Source organism: Paraburkholderia sp. MM5496-R1, assembly GCF_050436205.1.
Lineage (GTDB): Bacteria > Pseudomonadota > Gammaproteobacteria > Burkholderiales > Burkholderiaceae > Paraburkholderia > Paraburkholderia tuberum.
In genome coordinates this window covers 213493-236332 of sequence record NZ_JBNDLT010000003.1, presented here as the reverse complement: position 1 = coordinate 236332, position 22840 = coordinate 213493, and the positions used below count along the sequence as shown (strand labels likewise).

At 60.5% G+C, this 22840-nt stretch carries 19 protein-coding genes and 2 pseudogenes; 16 read left to right on the top strand and 5 right to left on the bottom strand.

From position 1 onward, the window contains the following. Nucleotides 1–11: 11 nt before the first annotated feature. Nucleotides 12–890 (bottom strand): sap1 transcriptional regulator SapR, encoded by an 879-nt coding sequence (sapR, locus tag OKW38_RS27260; RefSeq protein ID WP_090806728.1) that lies wholly within the window; start codon nucleotides 888–890, stop codon nucleotides 12–14. 1308 nt (nucleotides 891–2198) lie between these two features. Continuing rightward, on the bottom strand, nucleotides 2199–3002 hold the full coding sequence (locus OKW38_RS27255; protein WP_429333625.1) for a DUF72 domain-containing protein: 804 nt from the start codon (nucleotides 3000–3002) through the stop codon (nucleotides 2199–2201). Between the two features lie 252 nt (nucleotides 3003–3254). Between OKW38_RS27255 and OKW38_RS27250 the strand changes: the two genes are divergently transcribed. From OKW38_RS27250 to OKW38_RS27210, 9 genes are all read left to right on the top strand, one after another. Then, nucleotides 3255–4178, top strand: a complete 924-nt coding sequence (locus OKW38_RS27250) for a 2-oxoacid:acceptor oxidoreductase family protein (protein WP_429364045.1) — start codon at nucleotides 3255–3257, stop codon at nucleotides 4176–4178. Continuing rightward, nucleotides 4121–4966 (top strand): DUF6537 domain-containing protein, encoded by an 846-nt coding sequence (locus OKW38_RS27245; RefSeq protein ID WP_429364043.1) that lies wholly within the window; start codon nucleotides 4121–4123, stop codon nucleotides 4964–4966. The genes OKW38_RS27250 and OKW38_RS27245 overlap by 58 nt, the downstream gene beginning before the upstream one ends. Before the next feature lie 77 nt (nucleotides 4967–5043). Beyond that, nucleotides 5044–6225, top strand: coding sequence for an isovaleryl-CoA dehydrogenase (locus tag OKW38_RS27240; RefSeq protein WP_429364041.1), 1182 nt, complete (start codon nucleotides 5044–5046; stop codon nucleotides 6223–6225). 203 nt (nucleotides 6226–6428) lie between these two features. After that, nucleotides 6429–8150, top strand: a complete 1722-nt coding sequence (locus tag OKW38_RS27235; RefSeq protein ID WP_429364039.1) for a phage integrase family protein — start codon at nucleotides 6429–6431, stop codon at nucleotides 8148–8150. 20 nt (nucleotides 8151–8170) lie between these two features. Beyond that, nucleotides 8171–10849: a DEAD/DEAH box helicase gene (locus OKW38_RS27230; protein ID WP_429364037.1), complete on the top strand. Its 2679-nt coding sequence runs from the start codon at nucleotides 8171–8173 to the stop codon at nucleotides 10847–10849. 18 nt (nucleotides 10850–10867) lie between these two features. Next, nucleotides 10868–12004, top strand: coding sequence for a hypothetical protein (locus OKW38_RS27225; protein ID WP_429364036.1), 1137 nt, complete (start codon nucleotides 10868–10870; stop codon nucleotides 12002–12004). A gap of 10 nt (nucleotides 12005–12014) precedes the next feature. Beyond that, entirely contained in the window at nucleotides 12015–12440 is a 426-nt protein-coding gene (locus tag OKW38_RS27220) for a UPF0158 family protein (RefSeq protein WP_090806713.1), read from the top strand. A 15-nt stretch (nucleotides 12441–12455) separates the two neighbouring features. Beyond that, nucleotides 12456–12869 (top strand): hypothetical protein, encoded by a 414-nt coding sequence (locus OKW38_RS27215; RefSeq protein ID WP_429364035.1) that lies wholly within the window; start codon nucleotides 12456–12458, stop codon nucleotides 12867–12869. A 15-nt stretch (nucleotides 12870–12884) separates the two neighbouring features. Next, entirely contained in the window at nucleotides 12885–13010 is a 126-nt protein-coding gene (locus OKW38_RS27210; RefSeq protein WP_429364034.1) for a hypothetical protein, read from the top strand. Between the two features lie 191 nt (nucleotides 13011–13201). Here the strand turns inward: OKW38_RS27210 and OKW38_RS27205 are convergent. The 3 genes and pseudogenes from OKW38_RS27205 to OKW38_RS27195 form a co-directional block, all read right to left on the bottom strand. After that, nucleotides 13202–13654: pseudogene (locus tag OKW38_RS27205) on the bottom strand (FAD-dependent oxidoreductase); the annotation flags it as partial. 86 nt (nucleotides 13655–13740) lie between these two features. Continuing rightward, nucleotides 13741–14721, bottom strand: coding sequence for a quinone oxidoreductase family protein (locus OKW38_RS27200; protein WP_429364033.1), 981 nt, complete (start codon nucleotides 14719–14721; stop codon nucleotides 13741–13743). Between the two features lie 217 nt (nucleotides 14722–14938). After that, entirely contained in the window at nucleotides 14939–16003 is a 1065-nt protein-coding gene (locus OKW38_RS27195; protein WP_090806705.1) for a 3-keto-5-aminohexanoate cleavage protein, read from the bottom strand. A gap of 1238 nt (nucleotides 16004–17241) precedes the next feature. Between OKW38_RS27195 and OKW38_RS27190 the strand changes: the two genes are divergently transcribed. The 7 genes and pseudogenes from OKW38_RS27190 (at nucleotide 17242) to OKW38_RS27160 (ending at nucleotide 22799) form a co-directional block, all read left to right on the top strand. After that, on the top strand, nucleotides 17242–18363 hold the full coding sequence (locus tag OKW38_RS27190) for a porin (RefSeq protein ID WP_429364032.1): 1122 nt from the start codon (nucleotides 17242–17244) through the stop codon (nucleotides 18361–18363). Between the two features lie 28 nt (nucleotides 18364–18391). Then, nucleotides 18392–18766: a BON domain-containing protein gene (locus tag OKW38_RS27185; protein ID WP_090806701.1), complete on the top strand. Its 375-nt coding sequence runs from the start codon at nucleotides 18392–18394 to the stop codon at nucleotides 18764–18766. Between the two features lie 209 nt (nucleotides 18767–18975). Then, a pseudogene (locus OKW38_RS27180) lies at nucleotides 18976–19693 on the top strand (enoyl-CoA hydratase-related protein). 37 nt (nucleotides 19694–19730) lie between these two features. Further along, nucleotides 19731–20213, top strand: coding sequence for a hypothetical protein (locus OKW38_RS27175; RefSeq protein ID WP_176079014.1), 483 nt, complete (start codon nucleotides 19731–19733; stop codon nucleotides 20211–20213). Further along, on the top strand, nucleotides 20182–20547 hold the full coding sequence (locus OKW38_RS27170; protein WP_090806699.1) for a hypothetical protein: 366 nt from the start codon (nucleotides 20182–20184) through the stop codon (nucleotides 20545–20547). Before OKW38_RS27175 ends, OKW38_RS27170 begins: the two co-directional genes overlap by 32 nt. A gap of 350 nt (nucleotides 20548–20897) precedes the next feature. Further along, entirely contained in the window at nucleotides 20898–21740 is an 843-nt protein-coding gene (locus tag OKW38_RS27165; RefSeq protein WP_090810166.1) for a TauD/TfdA dioxygenase family protein, read from the top strand. Nucleotides 21741–21974: 234 nt separating this feature from the next. Further along, entirely contained in the window at nucleotides 21975–22799 is an 825-nt protein-coding gene (locus OKW38_RS27160; RefSeq protein ID WP_429364030.1) for a GntR family transcriptional regulator, read from the top strand. Nucleotides 22800–22840: the final 41 nt, after the last annotated feature.

Below are 22840 nucleotides of genomic sequence, written 5' to 3'. Positions count from 1 at the left end.
TATGAGAGGGTTCAGAGATCGAACTGGTTAAATTCGCCTTGCAGCTCGCGATTGCGCGCGACGCGTTCGTCGATGGCGGCCCCCAGTTGCGCGACGATCGCGGTAATCAGCAGGTTGAACAGGCAGGTGAGCGGCGCCAGAGAGTCCCAGAACTGGCCGACGTCGGTTTTGACCTGCAACAGGTCGCAGGCGAATTCGCGAGCCCAGGGACAATAGATGTCGGTGACCAGCGTGAACGGCACGCCACGACGTGTCGCGGCTTCACAGTAGGGGCGCGCGATCATCGAGTAGGCGCGCGTATCGGTAATGACGAGGTACGGTGAGGCAAACTCCGAGTTCAGCGAATCGACATATGAGCCGGACATACCGTCGGAGTAGAACACGCGCGCACGGATGTATTCGAGGTAGCTGTAGAACGCGTTGCTGATGCCGCGCGTCGACTGGATGCCGAGGATATACACGGCATCCGCATTGGAGATGCGCTCCGCGATGCGGGCGAACATGGGCGATTGCGCCAACTGGTACACATGCCGGATCGCGTCGATTTCGAGTTCTAGCGAGCGGGTCAGGGCGCCGTTCTCGCCGTTATGCGCGGTGTTGCCGGACTGTCCGGACACACGCCGGTATTCGTCGAGCCGGTCGGTAATCATCCACGGGCGCGCTTGTGCGCCGCGCAGCTCGCGCTTGAGGTCGTCGAGGTTGCGATAGCCGACGCTGCGCAGAAAACGCCCCACAGAAATTCCGCTCGTGGCCGTCTGCTGCGCAATTTGATCAGCGGTCTCGAGTCCGAGTCGTTCGAGATTCGCCAGCATGTAACTGGCGATGCGCTTGGCCGTGGGGGTAAGCTCGGTAAAGTGGGCTTCGACGGTTTGTGCGAAAGCGGTCGGCATGTCAGTGCATGTGGGTTTGGTTAATTGCCTGTCGTTTTCTCAATCAATGACATGCATCTAACAAAACCAATAAACTCAGCGCCAGCTTAAAAATTCAATTGGCTGCGACTGTCTCATAGCTTTTGTCAGACCTGGTCTCGCACTTGAAGGAAATTCACTTCGGTTCGCCGTTACGGTGGTGGGACAATTATGGAGGGCCTCATTGATTGATGGGGCACAGCTAGCACCCTGAATTTGGCGGATTGCGTCAACCCAAGCAAGGGACCATAGCATCCGATGTCTGGTAGCGGACCGCCAGGCGCTCGACCTCACGTACGCTTGCTCATTATGTCCGGGGCCATCGCGGAGCCGTCGCAATAAATCCGGTATCGAGGCAAACTGCACATTTCGCCGGAGTGTGCGGCGCGACGTCCGGTCACGCTGCTTCGCAAACTTCTTTCCTATTGGGCGCCACGGATGCCGGCGCCGAACTGATACTGTTGTTAGTCCGCGATCGGCCAGAAACGGCCCGTCACGATCTGTTCGCGAACGTCAACTAATGAGGAGCGAGCCCCCTTCGACGCGGCGACGCCTCGATCGATAGCTGCGCCTGAAAGCGGTCAAGGCCGGGTCCTGCTCTTTTATCTGGTCGGGGCAAGCCGCGCAGCGGCGCGTCAGGCCGAAGGCGAAGCTCGCGGGGAGACGGTGGGCAACGAGGGAACCGCCGTCAGGCAGCTGTCCACAGCCTCGTGCTGTGGGCAGCGTCGTTGTCCACGGGCGGGCGCGGGATGATCGTCATAGCAAGACGTAGATGTCGAACAAAAAACTTGACAGACCCACTCAGGGCATGACTCTACCGTAAGTACGCGTTCGCCGATGTGAGAGTCGTCGCTCCGGAGCCGGCTCGGGCGAACGGCCGGTTAGCACCGTGCAGCCGCCCGGTGAGGGTCGGTAGCTGAGCGTCTGCAATGGCAGAGTAGCAGGCAGTGGTAATTGCGCGCACAACGACTGAAGTTCGGACAGGACGGACGCTCGTCGACCAGGATGGGTACGACGGGACACTGTTTTAGTTCGGCCATTCACCGAAGGCAACGGTGGAAGTTCGCTACCCACTTGGATGAATACATAAGTCCGAACCGAAAGCGTTGTTTGGGTTTACTCGAAGCAGCCATTGGAGGAAAAATTGGCTGCTGGACCGAAGTTGCTAATGCTGTGACGCGCCAGCTTGAGAGCGAAGCCTTTGCGGGCTTCGCACTTTTTCGTTGCGTGCGCCTCGGGTTCTGCTCGCAATACGATCAACGCGTACGCATATCGCTCAACTTTAGCCTGTCACAGGCGCTCGATGATGGCTTTTGCCGCGTCCGGATTGCGTTCCTTGAAGCCGCTGATCACGTAAAGGTAAACATCGCGCGCGCTTTTTGCGGCTGCCTTGGCCTCGACGGGTTCGATATCTTCAGGAATGGTGCCTGCGGCAAGCTGGCGTGCGCGCTCGGCCCACGCATCGAGCGCCTTCTTCGAATAACCTTGGGCCTGCTTTTCGGACGTCCCCATGATGCGCGCATACACAAAGGGTGCGGTGAGACTGGCGATCTGAGGATAATGGCTATCGCCTGCGAGTACGATCGCCACGCCATATTTGCGCGCCAGCGCGACAAAGGCTTCGTTGCGGAAACTCTCGTGTCGAACTTCGACGGCATGCCTTAGCGTGAGTCCGTCGAGCTTCCTGGGCAGCAACGCGAGAAACGCTTCGAAGTCGTCTGCGTCGAATTGCTTGGTTGTGGCGAACTGCCAGTTGATCGGACCGAGTTTTTGTTTCAGATGCACGAGGCCACTGCCGAAGAAGCGTTCGATATTGTCGCCGGCCTCGGCCAGCACACGCCGGTTGGTCGCGTAGCGCGGCGCCTTGAGTGCAAATACAAAATCGTCAGGCGTCTCGTCGCGCCACTTCATATAGCTCTCGGGTTTCTGCAAGCCATAGAATGTCCCATTAATTTCGATGGTCGTCAGCTGGCGGCTCGCGTATTCGAGCTCGCGTTTTTGCGTCAGATCCGGCGGATAAAACACCCCGCGCCATGGGCCATAGGTCCAGCCTCCAACGCCAACCCGGATTCGCGGTTTCGTGCGTGTCGCCATATGCGGTTTTCCTCGTAGCTCCGGGTTGCCTCGGGGCGCTCAGGTGTCGATTCCAACTCAATAGCTGTACCGTGCGTCCATGCAGGCATGACCTGCGGGTCGTTATTACAACTGTCTCGCCAATGGTAGCGGACAACACCCACGCCTGTCTGCTAGTAGCAGCCTAAGCAGGTTCACCTGGTCAGTGACGAGCCGCAGCAGTTCAACGGCGCAACACTGCCGCCGGGCACACGGTTGCTGCATCGCGACCAGATGGACGCATTGCAGAAGGAACTGCGGGACGTCGAGGGCGTGACCGCGATTGTCTATGCGCAGACTTGCGCGGCGGAAAAGCGGCGCCGCAGAAAGCAGAAAAAGCTGGTTGATCCTGCGCGCCGCGTGGTCATCAACGAAGAAGTTTGCGAAGGCTGTGGCGATTGCGGCGTGCAGTCGAATTGCGTCTCCGTGATGCCGTTAGAAACCGATCTCGGCCAAAAGCGGACTATCGATCAAAGCTCCTGCAACAAGGATTTCTCCTGCGTGAAGGGATTTTGCCCAAGCTTCGTTACCGTCGAGGGCGGTCAGTTGCGTAAAGCCGCAAAGGCGCGTGTTGCGGTTCCAACGGGGTTGCCCGCGCCGAAAATCGCGGGGCTGTCACGTCCCTACAACGTCGTAGTCACGGGCGTTGGAGGAACTGGTGTGGTCACGCTCGGTGCTCTGATGGGGATGGCTGCACATATCGAAGGCAAAGGAGTTCTGGTTCTCGACATGGCAGGCATGGCGCAAAAGGGTGGCGCAGTCATGTCGCATATCCGCATCGCTCAGACCCCGGACGCATTGCACGCGGCGCGAGTGGCGTCGGGCAAAGCTGACCTTCTGCTCGGCTGCGACATGATGGTTGCTGCGAGCAAAGACGCGAAGACGTTAAGTAGCCCGCTGCGCACGCTTGCGGTCGTCAACCTCGACGTTGCCCCGACCGGGACTTTTGCGCGGGACCCCGACTGGCAGGCAGCGCCTGCAGGACTGCTGAGCCAGGTCAAGGCGAATACGCAAGTGACCGAGGCGCTGGAGGCGTCGCGGATCGCTACAGCGCTGATGGGCGATGCTGTAGCGACGAACGTTTTTCTGTTGGGATACGCGTGGCAGAAGGGTTTGAATCTCTCGAGGAGCGCTCCCTGCTACAGACGATCGAACTGAATGGCGCGGCAGTGGAGATGAACAAGTCGGCCTTTGCATGGGGGCGACAGGCCGCGCTGGACCTTTCCATCGCTCGCGCGGCAGCAGGTCTGGAAAAAGTAAGCATCATCGCGATGCCTCAGCGCAAAGCGTCTCTTCAACAGATTGTCGCAGATCGCGTGGGTAGATTGACGGCGTATCAGAATGCGGCCTACGCGAAGCGGTACGAGGATTTCGTCCAACAAATCGCGTCGCTTGAATCGAGCCGTGTGGGTGGTGACCGATTTACTCGCGAGGTGGCGATCAGTCTGTACAAGCTGATGTCCTACAAGGACGAGTATGAGGTCGCTCGCCTTTTTACGGAGACAAGCTTCCTCACACGGCTCCGTGGACAATTCGAAGGGGATTTCAAGCTTCGCTTCCATCTTGCGCCGCCCCTGCTGGCGAAGAAGGACGAGAAAGGCCACCTCATCAAGAAGCAGTACGGCGGCTGGGTCGTCCCTGCGTTTCGCCTGCTCGCGAGAGCGAAATTTCTGCGCGGCACCGTGCTTGATCCGTTCGGCTACACGGCGGAACGGCGGGACGAGCGTGCTGCGATCGGAGACTACCAGAAGCTCGTGAAACGTCTTGTCGAAAGTCTTGACGAAGCGCATATGACGACACGGATTGAGCTTGCGAAGTTGCCGCAGACGGTTCGTGGATTCGGACATATCAGGGAGCGCAATGCGGCCGCCGCTGCGAAGACCGCCGCGGCGTTGTTGGCAAACGGTGAGACCGCGAGACAGGCAACACCAAAAGTAGCGGCGTAACACCGAACCTTGCGGTCGCATGGCATAGCCGCCCGGCGACGAACTGAAATCAACGTTTCCTATACAGGAGACATGCAATGGTACAAATTCCTGGACTCAAATTCCCGCTCGGCGAAGAGATCGAAATGCTGCGCGACAGCATTGGATCGTTCGCCGCCAAGGAAATCGCGCCGCGCGCGGGGGAAATCGATCGCACCGATCAGTTTCCGATGGACCTGTGGCGCAAGTTCGGCGATCTCGGCGTGCTCGGCATGACGGTCTCCGAAGAGTACGGCGGCGCGAACATGGGCTACACCGCGCACATGGTCGCGATGGAGGAAATCTCGCGCGCCTCGGCCTCGGTCGGCCTCTCGTATGGCGCGCATTCGAACCTGTGCGTGAACCAGATTCATCGCAACGGCAGCGAGGCGCAAAAGCGCAAGTATCTGCCGAAGCTCGTGTCGGGCGAGCACGTCGGCGCGCTCGCGATGAGCGAGCCGAACGCGGGCTCGGACGTCGTCAGCATGAAGCTGCGCGCGGACAAGAAGGGCGACCGCTACGTGCTCAACGGCACCAAGATGTGGATCACCAACGGCCCCGATTGCGACACGCTGGTCGTCTACGCGAAGACCGATCCCGAAGCGAATGCGCGCGGTATCACCGCGTTCATCGTCGAGAAGGGCATGAAGGGCTTCTCGGTCGCGCAGAAACTCGACAAGCTCGGCATGCGCGGTTCACACACCGGCGAACTGGTGTTCCAGGACGTCGAGGTGCCGGAGGAAAACATCCTCGGCGAGTTTAACGGCGGCGTGAAGGTGCTGATGAGCGGTCTCGACTACGAACGCGCGGTGCTCGCGGGCGGCCCGACCGGCATCATGGTCGCGGTGATGGACGCGGTCGTGCCGTATATCCACGACCGCAAGCAGTTCGGCCAGTCGATCGGCGAATTCCAGCTGATCCAGGGCAAAGTCGCCGATCTGTACACGACGCTGCAGGCATGCCGCGCGTATCTGTACGCGGTGGGCCGCCAACTCGACACGCTCGGCAACGACCATGTGCGCCAGGTCCGCAAGGACTGCGCGGGCGTGATTCTGTACACGGCCGAAAAGGCGACCTGGATGGCTGGCGAGGCGATCCAGATTCTCGGCGGCAATGGCTATATCAACGAGTATCCGGTCGGTCGTTTGTGGCGCGATGCGAAGCTCTATGAAATTGGCGCGGGCACGAGCGAGATTCGCCGCATGTTGATTGGCCGCGAACTGTTCGCGGAAACGATTTAAGCGCGCGCGGGAAAAAGGAGACTAAAACGATGCCCTTCATCGAATCAAAGCTGAACCCCCGCTCGGACGACTTCCGCGCGAACGCGGCGGCGCTCGAAGCGCTCGTCACAGTCTTTTGCGCTCGAGAAAAATTTTACAAATTCGAAGCAGTGAGATAATTTATATTATCGCGTCATTCATTTCGCACATGAAAAGTTGGCACCATGGAAACGCGTCAGACCCAGGAGCCCGCCGGGCAGGGTTTCCCCAATGCCGACTCGCTTGCCGCCCTGCGCAGCTGGTATGCGGGCCTGTCCTCGCGCGCAGCCGTGGCCCGCTACCTGGGCGGGCGCAGGGCGGCAGGCGTTTCCTCGCGGGGTCTCATCGGAGACATCCGCAGGCAACTGATCGCCTTTGCGCATAGCCGGCATCGGCCCGATCTGGCGGCAGTCTTCGAACATACACCCACGCAACGGCACGCACGGGCGGGCACGGTCGAGCGCACGATCAGGACGCTTGGATCGTTGCCCGTACCACAACCGCAGGTGACCGACGACGTCGCGCTGTGGTTCGCGCCGCGCACAGTGCGGGCGCTGCATGCGCACGGCATTCGTACGCTCACGGATCTGACGGTACGCATTCCGCGCCGGCGCCAGTGGTGGACCCGGATCAAGGGGCTCGGGGCGACCGGCGCGCACGCCATCGAAGCGTTCTTCGCCGCGCACCCTGCCTTGACCGAGCGTGCCCGTGCCTTGATCACGCTCACGCAGCCGGCCGGTATCGTGCCGTGGGAGCAGCTACGGCTGCCGCATGAAGTCGACGGTTCGCAGGGTACGTTGCGCGCCCCGCGCGAGACCTGCACGCTCAATGCCACGAACGACTACGAGGCCGTGCAGGCGTGGCTCGCGCTGCACGAAACAGTCACGACGCAGCGCGCCTACCGCAAGGAAGCCGAGCGGCTGATCCTCTGGGCCATCGTCGAGCGAGGCCGCGCGTTCTCGTCGCTGACGACCGACGACGCGATTGCATACCGGAGGTTTGTACGCCGTCCCTCGCCCCGTGAACGCTGGGTCGGTCCCCCGCGACCGCGTGATTCTGTCGAATGGCGCCCCTTCACAGGCGGCCTGTCGGCGCGCTCGACTGCCTACGCATTGACGGTCCTCTCGGCGCTGTATCGATGGCTCATCGAGCAGCGCTACGTGCTGGCCAACCCCTTTGCCGGCGTCAAGGTTCGCGGCGCGGCGCTGCGCCCCGAACTCGACACGACGCGCGGCTTCACCGAGGGCGAGTGGCTGCTGCTGCGGGCCTTTGCGGACGGTCTCGAGTGGTCGTACGGCTGGTCCGGACCGGCCGCACAGCGGCTGCGCTTCCTGCTCGACTTCGGCTACGCGACGGGCCTGCGCGCGAGCGAACTCGTGGGCGCCGTGCTGCGCGACATCCGTGCTGACGGGCACGGCGAGTCGTGGCTTCACCTCATTGGCAAAGGCAGCAAACCCGGCAGGGTGGCGTTACCCCCGCTGGCAACCGATGCGCTTGATCAATATCTGCTTGAACGACGGCTGCCGGTCTCACGGGAGCGCTGGAGCCCGGCGACGCCAATCCTCGCCAGCCTCGGCGAGAATGAGGGCGCGGGTATTACGGGCGCGCACCTGTGGCGCGTCATGCGCCGGTTCTTCGTGGAAGCCGCTGGCGTGCTGGAGGGTGATCATCCGCTGCTGGCGGAAAAACTGTGCCGCGCGAGCCCGCACTGGATGCGGCACTCCCACGCCAGTCATGCACTCGCGCGCGGCGCGGAACTGACGAGCGTACGCGACAACCTGCGCCACTCGTCCATCTCAACGACCTCAATGTACCTGCGCGGAGACGACCTCAAGCGTGCCCGGCAGTTCGCTGAGGCCTTTGGACGTCGCATCAGGAAACAGCGTACACCGTCTGACTTGCAGTGAAATCAGCGCCTTCGACCATCATGCCTTCGATCAATACGGATCATCTTGCGCCCAACATCACGCCGACGGGTCATCTTCTTGCGGTGCCGAAAACCGATGCTTCCCCTGTGCCGGAAGACATCGCGCTCGACCGCGCTTTTCAGGCCGGCGCAGGCCACGGTCTGCTCTATCTCGGCAGCACGGTAATCGGACGGGCACTGCCCCCCGCCTGGGGCTGGTGGCGCGACTTCGCCATGCGTTACGTCACCGCGTTGTGCACGACGGCCACAGACGGGGACATCGCAGTCGCCGAACCGGACGCCCGGGACATCGGGAGGCTGATCGACGATGCCCCACCCATGACGGGCGTCGAATATCTCACGCCGCAAGTGCTCGCGACACTGTGGGGCGAGATCGGCAGCGCCCTGCGCCAGGAGCTGGCCAGCACGGGCGGCTCGCTTCAGGCATTTCTCAGGTCGCGTCACCCCACCTGGAATCTGGTGGGCCGGGTCCACTTCAATCTTGCCGAGAACCGGAAAGACCCTGAGGCCCCCTTCGCTTTTCTGGCCACTTATACGGCGCGCGTCTCCGCGCATGGCAAGACCCAGCATCAGCCCCTGTCGCGCTCGCTCGAGGAATTTTCCGGCACGCGCAACAAGGCGCAGCTTCTTTCGCTGCTGCTCCCCGTTCAGCGGGCGGCCGAGTGTTGCGACTGGGTGCGCTCCATGCTTGAGTCGCGCGAGATCTATCATCCGCTGCGCTGGACGCCCACCGAGGCCTGGCACCTGCTCCAGGATCTGCCGGCACTCGAGGCCGCCGGCATCATCGTCCGGCTGCCCGGTACGTGGACGACGGGTCGTCCCGCGCGGCCGAGCGTCACGGCCAGTGTGGGCACGAAACCGCCGTCGCTCGTCGGCAAGGATGCCTTGCTCGATTTCAACCTGGCAGTCTCGCTCGAGGGCGAACCATTAAGCCCCGCCGAAGTCCGAAAGCTGCTCACGGGCGCCGACGGCCTGCAGTGGATCCGCGGGCGCTGGATCGAGGTGGATACCCGGAAGCTCGGCCGTCTTCTGCAACGCTTCGAAGATCTCGGGCAAGCCGCGCAATCGGGGCTCCCACTCAACGACGCGCTACGCCTGCTGGCAGGCGTGCCGGGCAATGATGCCGAAGTGCCTGAAGAACACGACTGGGCGCAGGTCGTGGCCGGTCCCTGGCTGGCCGATACCCTTCAGAACCTGCGTCAACCGCAAGGCCTGGCGCGCGTCGAGCCGGGCCCCGGGTTGCATGCGCAGCTTCGACCGTACCAGCACGCGGGCGTGCAGTGGCTCTACCTGCTCAGCCGGCTCGAACTGGGCGCGTGTCTGGCCGACGACATGGGGCTCGGCAAAACGATCCAGATCCTCGCGCTGCTCCTCATCCTGAAGCGCGAACAGCGTGATCCACGTCCCAGCCTCCTCGTTGCGCCGGCCTCCTTGCTGGCCAACTGGGCCTCGGAAGCCGAACGCTTTGCGCCCGGTCTGCGCGTCCTGGTTGCCCACCCCTCCGTCACGCCGGCCGAGACCCTGCGCGGCCTCGATGAGGTGCGGCTCGCCCAGACCGACCTCGTCATCACCAGTTTTGGCGCGCTGCTTCGCCAACCCGCGCTGGAGACGATCCGATGGCGCCTGGCGATCGTCGACGAAGCGCAGGCAATCAAGAACCCCGGCGCCAGGCAGACCCGGCAGGTCAAGAAGCTTCAGGCGCAGTCGCGCATCGCCCTGACAGGTACCCCCGTGGAAAACGGCCTGGCGGACCTGTGGTCCATCTTCGATTTCACGCATCCAGGCCTGCTGGGCTCGGCGAAGGATTTCGCCGGATTCAGCAGGCGTCTCGCGAAAGCCGGGCACTTCGGTCCGCTTCGCTCGCTCGTGCGACCGTACATTCTGCGCCGCCTGAAGACGGACAGGAATGTCATTGCCGATCTCCCGGAAAAGACCGAGCTCAAGGCCTGGTGTCACCTGAGTCCCGTCCAGGCCGCACTGTACGAGCGCGCGGTTCAGGACCTGGCCGCCGCGCTCGACGGTGCACAAGGCATCGAGCGCAAGGGCATCGTGCTGAGCTACCTGATGCGTTTGAAGCAGATATGCAACCATCCGTCCCAGTGGCTCGGCGACGCGGCATGGAAGCCTGAGGCCAGCGGCAAATTTGCGCGTCTGCGGGAACTGGTCGACGTGATTGCCGCCAAGCAGGAAAAGGTACTCGTATTCACGCAGTTTCGCGAAACTACCGAGCCCCTGGCGGCGTTTCTGGGATCACTGTTTGGCCGCGAGGGTTTGATCCTGCATGGCGGCACCCCGGTCGGAAAGCGGCGCGAGCTGGTCAGGCTTTTTCAGGAAGACGAATTGACACCCTTCTTCGTGCTGTCGCTCAAGGCAGGGGGATCGGGGTTGAATCTCACGGCTGCCTCCCACGTGATTCATTTCGATCGCTGGTGGAATCCGGCCGTGGAGAATCAGGCGACGGACCGGGCCTTTCGCATCGGCCAGCGCAGGAACGTGCTGGTGCACAAGTTCGTCTGCCGGGGCACAGTCGAGGATCGGATCGACCAGCTAATCGAAACGAAGCAGCAACTGGTGAAGGATGTGCTCGAAGGCGGAGCGGAGCTGCTGCTGACTGAAATGACCGATCGGGAGTTGCTCGATCTCGTCAGGCTCGATATACATCGTGCGCAGGAAACCTGACTACGCAAAGGGAATGTGATGGGTTACTACGGTGGATGGAAACCTTATGTCCCGGTGGCTGAACGCCGGAGAAAAGCCGAACAGCAGGTCGCGAAAGCAATCAAGACCGGCAGGACGCTGTCGCCGATAGCGCCGTATCGCGGCGCCATCGCGAAAACCTTCTGGGGCAAGGCGTGGTGCGATAATCTGGAGCGCTACAGCGACTACGGCAATCGCCTGCCGCGCGGGCGCACCTACGTCCGTAACGGTTCGGTGATCGATCTGCAGATCACGGCGGGCAAAATACACGCACAGGTCATGGGATCGAGCCTCTACACGGTCAAGATCGACGTCAGTGCGTCTGCCAATCAACACTGGCGCACGTTGGTCGCCGACTGCGCGTCATCGATCGATTCCATGGTCGAGCTGCTGCAGGGCAAGCTATCGGGCGCCGTGATGGAACGGATCTGCAAGCCGGGCACGGGACTCTTTCCGTCGCCGAAGGATATCCGGTTCGGTTGCAACTGCCTCGACTGGGCGTCGATGTGCAAGCATGTGGCCGCGGTGCTGTACGGTATCGGCGCCCGGTTCGACCAGCAGCCCGAACTGCTCTTCACGCTGCGGGGTGTGGACGCCGCCGATCTCGTCAGCAGCGCGGGTGCCGGATTGTCCGCAGCGGGACCCGCGCCCGTGTCGGGCAAGGTCCTCGACGACGCGGCCCTGGGCGACGTATTCGGTATCGAGATCGACACCGGCAGCGAGCCGCTCGCCGCATCTCCTGCTGCACGCAAACGGACAGGCAGGCAGTCCGCTGCGCAAACGAGCCGGGTTCCCACGCCATCGACCCCAGCGAAACCGGCAGCGAGTGCGAAATCGACCTCGAAAGGCAAAACGGCGGCACCCAAAACGGTGGTCAAATCCGTCGTTGCCGCAAAACCTGCTGGCAAGGCGCGTGCGGACGCACCAGGGGCGACCCGTTCAGCAAGCGCGAAATCGACCTCGAAAGGCAAAACGGCGGCGCCTAAAGCGGTGGTCAAACCCGTCGTTGCCGCAAAACCTGCCGGCAAGCTGCGCGCGGGGGCTCCAAAGGCGCCCCGTTCAACCGCCACGCAAAAACCGCCCACACGTTCGCCGGCGACACCACGACCCCCACAGAAAGCAAAAACATCCCGATGAGGTCACCGTCATGGTCGCCGTCAAATTCGATGATCTTTCCTCGGCCTTCGACTTCGTCAGCTATGCAGCGCCGATGGAACACCAGGCGTATATCTCGCTCGATACGGGAAAAATCTACTGGATTTCCGATGCCATCGACACGATCGAGGAGGCGATTCCCGAGGATCTGGAAGACCCGGATCGCTACCTCGCGATACCGCACAAGAACGAACTTGATCTCGGAAGCAGTCTCGCCCTGCGCTTTGCCGCACAGCAGCTGCCTGCGCGTTATGACCAGATTGAAGGGTTTTTCCAGCGGCGAGGGGCATACGCGCGCTTCAAGGATTTACTCGAGCGCGAAGGTGCTCTGGAACGCTGGTATGCGTTTGAAGCCGACTCTGTCGAAAAGGCACTAAGGCAATGGGGCGCTGAAAACGGGCTCGAGATTCTTGATTGAGAGGCGACGCGTCGGGTGAGACAGGCCAAAGTCTCTCGCTACACAGCGTACCATCTTTACGTCAATCAGCCGGAAACCCTGCTACACAAGGCTCTTCAGCCCGGAATTCGTCACAGAACTGAAAAAGCACCAACTTTTGTAGTAGTTCGTATCAACTTTAGTTCGTTTGACAACTACGACGGGGCCTGCCTCAACGCGGGTAGTGACGCGACCCTGGTCTCGAATCCCGATGGTGGCGTTGTTCAGCTCAGGCGGCGCGCTGATGCTGAGAAAAAGCGGCTCGTGGAGCTGCGCAAGAGCGGGCTGCAGAAGATACCCGCCGGCCGCGTACAGAGTATGCAATCGCTTCCCGATGCGATGCTCGGAATAACGGAGCCCGATGCGTTGTACGCGTTCGTGAATGACGTGTTACCTCTTCCGCGCGACTAGGGCTGGCGCGTCACCATGACAGCTGAGTTCCGCTTCAACGTGATCGAGATCCATGCCATCGACGGACGGCGCACCATGCCGGCGACGGCTGGTTCGATCTGGAAATGGGCATCGCGGTGGCCGGGGTTACCACCTGACTGAAGCTGCCATTAACTTTCAGTCGACCCTTGCAGTGTTCAATGCACTGCGATCGGTCAAATTTTTCCTTTTGGACTCGTTGAATTAGCATCGTTTTGACGAAAAATTCACGAATTACAGCCAACCCTCTTGTGAAGCCGAGAATCTCGTCTGAGTCACGGTCAACTATGATCTATCCGTTTCGCCGTTGGTACGGGCGCAGCTGCCATCGGCAGGCTTGCGACCCGGACCGGAATGCCGCGTGTTGTCGCTTCTATCTCAGTGATGCCGATTCTTCCCAGCTCCGGCTCGACAAAGAGCGCGTACGGGATAACCCTGTCTGTCTTTGTCCGTAAGCCTCCGTCCAGAACCGATTTCAGTAAGCGATAGTCGTCAAAGGAAGCGTGTGTGAACATGGGCGTGCCGGGAACTTCACCGATTGCCCACGTGTTCTGTGCAGTCGTTGCGAGTCGCTCGTCTGTGACGATGAAGCCGCGCAAATCAACTTCAACTCCTGCCGCGTCAAGACCAATATCTCGGGCGTTGGGGATACGCCCTGCCGCGACGAGAATATGCGTGCCCCGTACGGCGCTGCCGTCTGCGAGGGTGATTGTTACTTCCTGCCCAGAATGTCCTTCGACCCGTGCAGCCCTAACGTTCATACGTATAACCGTCCGGCAGCGGGTCATTAACGACCTGACCCGACATGCCGAATCACTGGGCTACGTTCCGCAGCCCAAACAGCCTGACATATTCAAATCACGAAAATGGAGGACCCCGTAGTTTTTCGAGCCTCCAGGTCACGATGTGCCTGCACCGCGTCCTCCAGGGCATACCGCTGATTGATCCCGATGCGGATGCGGCCTGCCGCCACATGGCCGAATAGCTCATCGACCAGTTCTGCCTTCTCGGCCGGATCGGCGATGTAGTCGGCGAGACCCGGGCGGGTCACGTACAGCGAGCCCTTGCGGGCCAGAATTGCCGGATCGAACGGCGGGATTTTGCCGGAAGCGGTGCCGACGCAGACCAGCAGGCCGCGGCGCTTGAGAGAGTCTAGCGAGGACATGAAGGTGGTCTTGCCCACGCTGTCGAAGACCACGGACACGCCCACTCCGTTGGTGAGTTCCCGCACGCGCTTGGCCACATCGTCATGACTATAGTTGATCGTGTGATCACAGCCGTGGGCGCGCGCCACCTCCGACTTGGCGTCAGTCGAAACCGTACCGATCACCGTCAGGCCGAGCAGTTTGGCCCACTGCGAAACGATCAGGCCAACACCGCCTGCTGCGGCATGCAGCAGCACGGCGTCGCCAGCTTTGAAAGGGTAGATTCGGCGCACCAGGTAGGCGGCGGACAAGCCCCGCATGGTCATGGCCGCCGCAGCTTCGCAACTGATGGCCTCCGGCAGCTTGATCAGCGGCGCGGCAGAAATCAGCCGCTCCGTGCTGTAGGCGCCCAGCGTGTTGATGAAGCCCGTGTAGGTCACACGGTCGCCGACCGCCAGATGGGTCACGCCCGCACCGATGGCCTCGACCACGCCGGATGCCTCGTTGCCGAGGCCGCTGGGCAGCGGAACCTCGTAGATACCGCCGCGAAAGTAGGTGTCGGCAAAGTTAAGACCCACTGCCACGTGGCGGACGCGCACCTCTCCCGGTCCCGGCTCTCCAACTTCAGCGTCCTCAAAACGAAGGACCTCGGGACCGCCGGTTTCGTAGAATTTAACGACTTTTGCCATGTTGTCTCCTGTCGACCAGAGTTGGCGCTTTAGCGCCTTACTCTGGTCCCATGCAATATCTGCGGTCGACCAGAGTTGGCGCTTTAGCTGTCGACCAGAGTTCGCGCTTCAGCGCGCTACTCTGGTCCCATGCAAAGCCCTTACTCTGGTCCGATGCAAGCTGGTTGCGGATATGTATCGACTGCCGCAGTTCGCCTGCGGCTCGCTAGCGCTTACTTCACCCTTGGGTCGGCTTGCGCAGGAAGCCCTGGTTGCCACCGTTACGATTGGGCGCGAAGCCGTTGGCCTGAAGCGTCTCGTCAGCCGTGTCGTAGAAGACCCCAATCTTCATGATCTCTCGCGCCTGTTTCGCTGTCGCGATGGGACGGCCAAATTCGCCTGAAATGCGCACCAACTGCTTGATCTGCTCGACGGAGCTCATCTTGCCCGTGCGGGTCTGGTTCCAGAGCACATCCTCGATGCCGCACCGCACATGCAGACCCAAGGCGATGCCAATCATATTCACGGGCAGCACATTTAGCACCGAACTCTCCACCGTCACCACTGCGCCGTCGGGCGCAGCACGCAGGAAGTTGGCCAGGTTGTAGATGTTCGCCTGATCCATGCCGCCGCTGATAGCCACCCAGTTCATCACCAGTGGCCCCTTGTAGACACCGCGGCGAATCATCCGCTCGATCGTTTCAAAGCTGTTGATGTTGTAGCACTGAAACTCACTTTGGATTCCGGCGGCTGTCAGGCGTCGGATGTGCTCTTCGGCCCAGCTGGGATTCGAGGGGACAATCATGTCCTTGTAGGTTGCATAGAGGTGCGGGAATCCTCGCGAAACACCCTTGAAGTCATCCATACCGGCATGCTCTGTCACGTTCATCTGTGTCGTGTTGACGGTGACAGTCACCTGGTCGGGCTTCGGATCGAGTTCGGCCAGCATATGCCGCGTGTCATCGCTTAGCCATTGGGCGGCTTGGCCCTCGGATTCAGGCGCGAAGCTGATGGAACCGCCCACCTGGATGACCATTTCCGGTACGCGGGCGCGCACCCCGGCGATCAGTTCATTGAACATGGACAGGCGTTTGCTGCCCTTGCCATCGGCTTCGCGCACATGCAGATGCAGCACGGTGGCACCGGCTTCGTAGCAATCCACCGCCTTCTGGATCTGCTCCTCCATGGTGACAGGGATATCTTCCGGGAAGTCTGAGGGAATCCAGCCCGGCGCATAGGGAGCGGCTGTAATGATCAGGGGCTGCTGGTTCTCGGGATACAGGTGGCCGTCAAGGAAGTTCATGGTGATGGATCTCCAAATTGAAATTGTGAATAGTGAGAATGTCGAACTGGATGAGAAAGCTTTAGTACGCCATTCGCAGCACCATCGAGTGTCTGATGCGCCCAGTGAATCATCTGGCCCGCCGTCACTTCCTGCTTTACATTGCATGCCTTGCACTTGACTTTTCATGACAGTAATCCGCTGACGCAAGAGCGCCGGATCATCGACTGCCGCATCCACGATCCCGACAGCGACGGCAGGACGAAACGAGATCAAGTGCACATCATGCTGACCAATCTGGTTCATTGTCAGCACCTGACTTTCATCGGGGTCCTGATGAGCCATTGGCATGCCGCGCGCGATTCTGTCGGAAGCAATGTGCTGCGCAATGAATCGTTCCTTCTTCAACGTGCTTCTCAGCGGCTTAGACAATGAGACGGATGCGTCGGCGTGACGTCATGGTGGGTCGGCATCACAATGCCGACCATGCACGCATAGCAAAGCGCTTCATGAGTCATCGGAGTGAGATTCCCCCTCGGGACAAACCCTGAGGCAATCCGCGCCGCAATCCGTCGAGCGGCATGAGTTTTGTTCACCAATATCTTCGCAAATGGCTGCGTCGAGAGCATCGGAATTCCTCCGTTCATTGACTTCACATCGGCCGCGGCAGTGCAAGGCCACTGTGGTTCACAGTGTATCCCCATAAAATAATAATGTCGACAAAAATAGAGATGCGGAATCTGTCGCGGGTGTCGTGGTCGCTTGTCGCGAAGCCATATACCGTTCTGCCTGCCGGGTCGACTCAGTATAAGTATTAATGTCGACATCAACAATTTTAGAGGATGATCGGCATTGTCAGTGTTCGGTCGGCAAGCCGGGCCGTTGCAGGAAGGCCCCGGAATCGTCGAGGGATCGTCAAGTTGCGCATCCCGTCCAAATCAGTCGACGGGCATGAAAAGAGGGCTCCATGAAGCGGAAAATCGTCGATATCGAGGCGCCGTCGTCGTTATTGAGCGGCGGCGCGTATGCGGGGTCGTCGGTCACCCTGGTTGGGGCGATCGCCGCCGGCCTTCTGTATAGAAGTCGTCGGCGACATCGTTCAGTTCCACAGCTCCAATACCGGGAAGATCTTTCGCTACATGAACGCGCGCATGCACCGATTGCGCCGGCAGCGGGGATCGACGACCCCGCGCCATTCGGTAACAGGCAAGCATCCGCCCGGGCTCGCCCGGTCATCATAAAAGGCAGAGGCGACGTCAATGAAACTGAAGTGGAGCGGAGTAGCAATACTCGCGGTATTCGCCAGCGCAGCGCATGCGCAGTCGTCGGTCACGTTGTATGGCGCAATCGATTCGGGCGTTTTCTTTCAGAGCACGGCGGCGTCCTCGTTCGCGCCGAACGCCCACAACAACGGGCACGTGTACGGCATCAAGGACGGCAGCCTCTATGGGAGTTTCTGGGGCATCAAGGGGACCGAAGACATCGGCGGCGGCTACAAGGTCAACTTCAGGCTACAGGGGGTGTTCAACAGCAGCAACGGCAAGGTCGGGCTGCCCGACACGACGGGCACGACTGCGATATTCAACCAGCAGACGACGGTCGGCCTCTCCGGACCGTTCGGCACGTTCGACGCCGGACGGCAATACACGCCGATGATCTACGCGATGGCCGATACCGACGTCCGCGCGGCGCAGTACTTCGGCAGCATCCTGGGCGCATGGCTCGGGCTGAACCAGGCCGCCGGCTGGCCCGGGACGAACACGAATGTGCCCCTCGGCGCGTTGTATGACAGCAACGCGCTCGTCTACCAGACACCGAAGTTCCACGGCGCGTCAGCCGCGCTCGAGTACGCGCCGGGCGGCGTGGCGGGCCAGATTCAGGGCGGTACGCGCGAATCGGCGGTGCTCAGGTATTCGAACTACGGCCTCAATCTGTCCGCCGTCTACTACAACGCCCACGACACGAACCTCGCGGCGGCCGCGCCGACCGGGTACGACAATAACCGCCTCTATTATTTCGGCGCGAAGTACACGTTCCGCGGCGTATCGGTGTCGGCGTCGTACGGGATCGGCAAGAATCCGTCGAACACGCGCCTCGCGGACTACGAAATGATTTCGGGTGGTCTCGGCTATCAGTTCACCCCGTTCTTCAAGATCACGTCTGGCTTCTACTACCTGAAGGATCGCAACAACTCGGCGAACCATTCGAGCGAATACGCAGTGGGCGCGGAATACAGCCTGTCGAAGCGCACGATAGTCTCTGCGCAGGTCGGGTACGTTGCGAACCGCGGGACGATGAACCAGACGATCATGTACGGCCAGATCGTCGCGCCGGGCGTATCGACCACGGCCGCGATGATCGGCCTGCGTCACAGCTTCTGATGCATTGAAATCGAAACGGAGAGCAACGATGAAAACGATGAATGGACTCAGGGTGGCTCTTGGCGTCGCGATCGCGGCAGTGTCGATCGGTGCGTGGGCGCAGGACGGCGCGTCGGCAGGGGCATTGGCTGGCACCGCAGCCTCCGCGTCGAGCGGCATGACGGCCAAAGCCGCGCGGCAGGCGAATCGCGCGCTGCGACGCAAGGTGTACGCAGCGCTCGCGAAGCACAAGGAGATTGACGCGGGCAACATCAGCGTCACTGCGAAAGGCGGGGCCGTGATGATCAGCGGCACTGTCCCGGAGGCGTCGCAGATCAATACCGTCACGGAGGTCGTGAATGGCGTCGCGGGGGTGGCGTCGGTGACCAGCAAGCTCACGGTGCAGCGGCCGTTCGGTCAGTAGTGCAGCGCGCAGGCCAGTTCAGTTTGAATTGACAGACTTGCCCAATGGATTTGAATCTGATTCGAGTCTGCAAACCGGGTGCGACTTTTCCCGGTCGACTGCGCCTTGCGGGAGTCAGGGTTTCCGATGGACCGTAATGATCGATCGTCGACTAGGCGACGAAGACCATTAACTCGCGCGCTATATCGCGCTTGGCCGGAGTTAAAGCCATGAACGAAGCGGTTCTCAAGCATCGCGATGGCGCGGTGCAAGTGATGTCCATCAACAACGCGACCGCGCGCAATGCGGTGACTCATCAGTTATGTGATGCCCTTCCGGCCGCGCTGGCTGAAGCGCGGGCCGACCCGGGTATAGGCGCAATCGTTCTCACCGGCGTTGGCAATGCCTTCTGCGCTGACGGCGATCTGGACCGGCATGCGCAACGACCCACGACGACGCCGCTGGAGCTTCGCGCAGGAATCGAACGTCTGCACGACCTGATCCGCTCGATTCGCAGTTGCAGCAAGCCGGTGATCGCCGCAGTCGAAGGTTCAGCGTGCGGGTTTATCGATTGCGCTCGCGTGTGACATGCTGGTTGCCGCTCGCAATGCGTCTTTCTTTGTGGCGTATGGGAAGGTCGGCCTTTCGCCCGGCGACAGAACCGCCGTGCTCCCGTCCGAATTCGTCTCACGGCGAGTGCTGACGGAACTATGCCTGACGGGCGAGCCTGTCACGGGCGAACGCATGCATGGTTTGGGTATCGTCAACCGCCTCGTTGACTCAGGGCGCGCGCTCACCGAGGCGATCTCCATGGCAGTGACGTTCGCGACCGGTCCGCAGCGGGTGATCGTCCGGATCAAGAAATTGCGTCGTCACGCTGACAATACCCTCGAAGCGCAACTGGAACTCGAAGCCCGGCATGTGATGGAGTCTGTCGCCCTTCACTGATATGCAGGCCGGCCGTTCACGTAAGGAGGAACCTGTCATGAAAGTCATCTCTCACCTCGACAAGGTGCGACGCCTGGCGGTGCTTCGGCAGCACCTCGACCCGTTAGCCGACTTCGAATTGTGGTTCTGGACCACGCTGACCGCGAGCATCAACGTGTTCAACGCAACGCTTCATCTCGCTGGTCTGACGCGTGACGACCCTGTGTTCTCCACCATTCCCGGCGTGCACGTTGTGAAGCAACCGGACGGCAGCTACGCACGCGAGTTGCGTGGGCTCGGCGATGTGAGCCATGTTGGCTGGCCGGAGATCGCGGGAGACGTACCTCAGGCCATTCGGCAACTCGAACACGCGTTGCATACCATCGAACATCACCGGGATCCATGCATTCGCGGAGATCGCGTTCCAGTACAAGCCATTGTCGACGAATGTGAGCAAGCGTTTACACAAGTCATGTACACATTCGAACAGGCGTTGAAGGGTACCGAGTATGAAAACAGAGAATCATCGGCTCAAGGCTGAAAACATCGAGACGTCACTGAGGTTTCTCGGCAAAGATGACTGGGAAATGAAGATTGAGGCAGCGATGCTGGCTGGGACACACTGGGCGAACTATGCGCTGCATCGCCGCGGCGTCACTTCAGACAGTGAGGACATCGTCCACAACTCGATGCTGGTCGTGAACATGCTGCGCAAGTATTCCCTTGCGGAAGGCGCACTGCTTGGTGCGCTGACCGAAATCGAGGAGCTTCGCCCTCTTTATGTTCGGGGAGATTTGCCAGACGGTTCTCGCGCCGCAGCGCGAGCGCTGGAATTGCTTCAGTTGATCAGCGCGCTCGCCAGGCGCCCGCCATGACTGCTTCAGCAGAGAGCGTCGCGATGATCCATCCGGCTATTCAAGCTCCAGTTGCGCGATCAAATGAGTGCTCACGCACTACCGACAGCCCGAGCGGCGGCATCAATAACTCGCGATCAACCCGGCCTGCGGCGGGCGCGGCGCACGGCTAGCCATACCTGCCATCGTATTTCGCGACCGACCAAGCCTAAGGAACATAACTTAATGTCGACATAAATAAAATGGTCTGCTATCGTGTTTGTACAGATGCAGGGCAACAATATTTTACGGTTTCGTAAAGCTGCGGCGCCACGCGGCGACGGTGGGGGAATTGGCGAAATTCCTACCAGAACAAGGAGATATCGCTCATGATTAAGGTAGAAAGACTGACCGCTTGCATTGGTGCCGAGGTGTCCGGTGTGAGCCTGGGGGATGCGTCTCGAGATGCATCGCTGTTCGCAGAAGTCAAGGCTTTGTTGCTTAAGCACCGAGTCCTCTTTTTTCGAGATCAAGATATCTCTCGGAAAGAGCATGTAGCCTTTGCGAGCCGTTTCGGGAAATTGGAAGAACATCCGGTTGCGGAGAGCGATCCGGAAAACCCGGGCCTCGTGCAGATCTATCGATCGGAACAAAAGAATCCTTACGAAAATAACTATCACAGTGACGGACTTTGGCGGCCGAACCCATCTATGGGCGCCGTGCTGCGCTGCGTCGAGTGTCCAGAGGTTGGGGGTGACACCATCTGGGTCAACATGGTAGAGGCTTATAAGCAACTACCAGAAGAGATCAAGAAGCGCATCGAGGGATTGAGAGCAAAAAGCAGCATTGAGCACTCGTTCGGTGCGGCAATGGATCTGGAGGAACGAAGAAAACTTGCGGCGCGGAATCCAGAGGTGGAGCACCCTGTCGTGCGGACGCACCCGGAGACTGGCGAAAAGATTCTATACGTCAGCAGCTTCACGACGCATTTCGCCAACTACCATACACCTGAGAACGTGCGTTACGGTCTGGACAAGACGCCAGGTGCGAGCCTTCTGCTGAATTATCTGCAGAGCCAGGCATCGATCCCTGAGTATCAGGTTCGCTTCCGGTGGAAACCGAACAGTATTGCCATCTGGGACAACCGGCCAACGCAGCACTACGCGGTAATGGATTATTGGCCGGCTCCGCGCAAGATGGAGCGAGCAGGAATCGAAGGCGATAAACCATACTAACCGTTTGCCTGTCCTCGCGAGGCTCGAGGTGTTCGGGCTCCAGCCCGTGGTCGCAGTCCGGTTTTGTATGGACCTTTGATTGCCTCGGTCAGCGCGTCGTCATGGCTGTCGCCCTTGGTACCCACCGTATACTCGATACGCCCGTTGGCCAGGGAGTTGTTGTCGACATTACAATGCTGGAGACTATAATGGTCAATGGATTAAACTCGACGAAAATTCATTGCGCTATACGCCATGGCCCGAAATAAAACGCAGAACCTTCCCGATCTTTCCTCGCTTCTTACGCCCAAGAATTCACTGATGCTGGCAGTCGAGCGGGCGGTGCTGCGTGGGCAGGACTGGGCGTATGCCTCGGTGCCGATTGCCGAGCAGATCGCTGCCCGGCTGGCCGGGGTCATTACGCTTGACCTGGTGAAGTCGGGGCAACGCTTGCTGGAGAAAGATATCAGCGAGGTGTTGCACGTCAGCCGCGCGCCGGTGCGCGAAGCGATGCGTATTCTGGAGCGGGACCGCCTGGTCGAGTTTCAGGCCAGGCGCGGGGCGATTGTTACGGCGCCCGACGAGAATGAACTTCGGGACATTTTCCGTGTGCGCAGCGTGCTTTACGTCACGATGTTGGAGCAGGTGGCGCGCGAAAGCCCGTCCGAACTCGAGGCGTTGCTGAACGCGCATATGCCAAGGCTAATCAGGGCGGCCGAGGAGTCGGTAGACGCCTATGCTGTGGAAAGCTTCCTCCTGAATTTCAACACGGTCGATCTGTGCCGCAACCGGCTTCTGGTCGATGTCCTGCACTCCATCTCATTGCGAACCCTGCGATATGTCCGGCTAGGATTTGTGGCTAAGCCTCAATCGGTTCGCACATCTTTAAAAGTCTGGAGCGCGCTGCAGAAGGCCGCGATCAAACGGGACAACAAGCTACTGCTTTCCCTTGCAGCCTCGCGGCTGGACGACGCCAGGGATGCTGCCATTCGCGCAATCGTTGCAAAACCGGCAGACAGTCGACCCGCACGTGCCCCAAAGGCGGCGCGGGCCGAAGGAGCCGCCACCTCTACAGAGTGAGTCGCTCCCGGCGTGCTCTGGACGGTTGAATCCGGATTGCC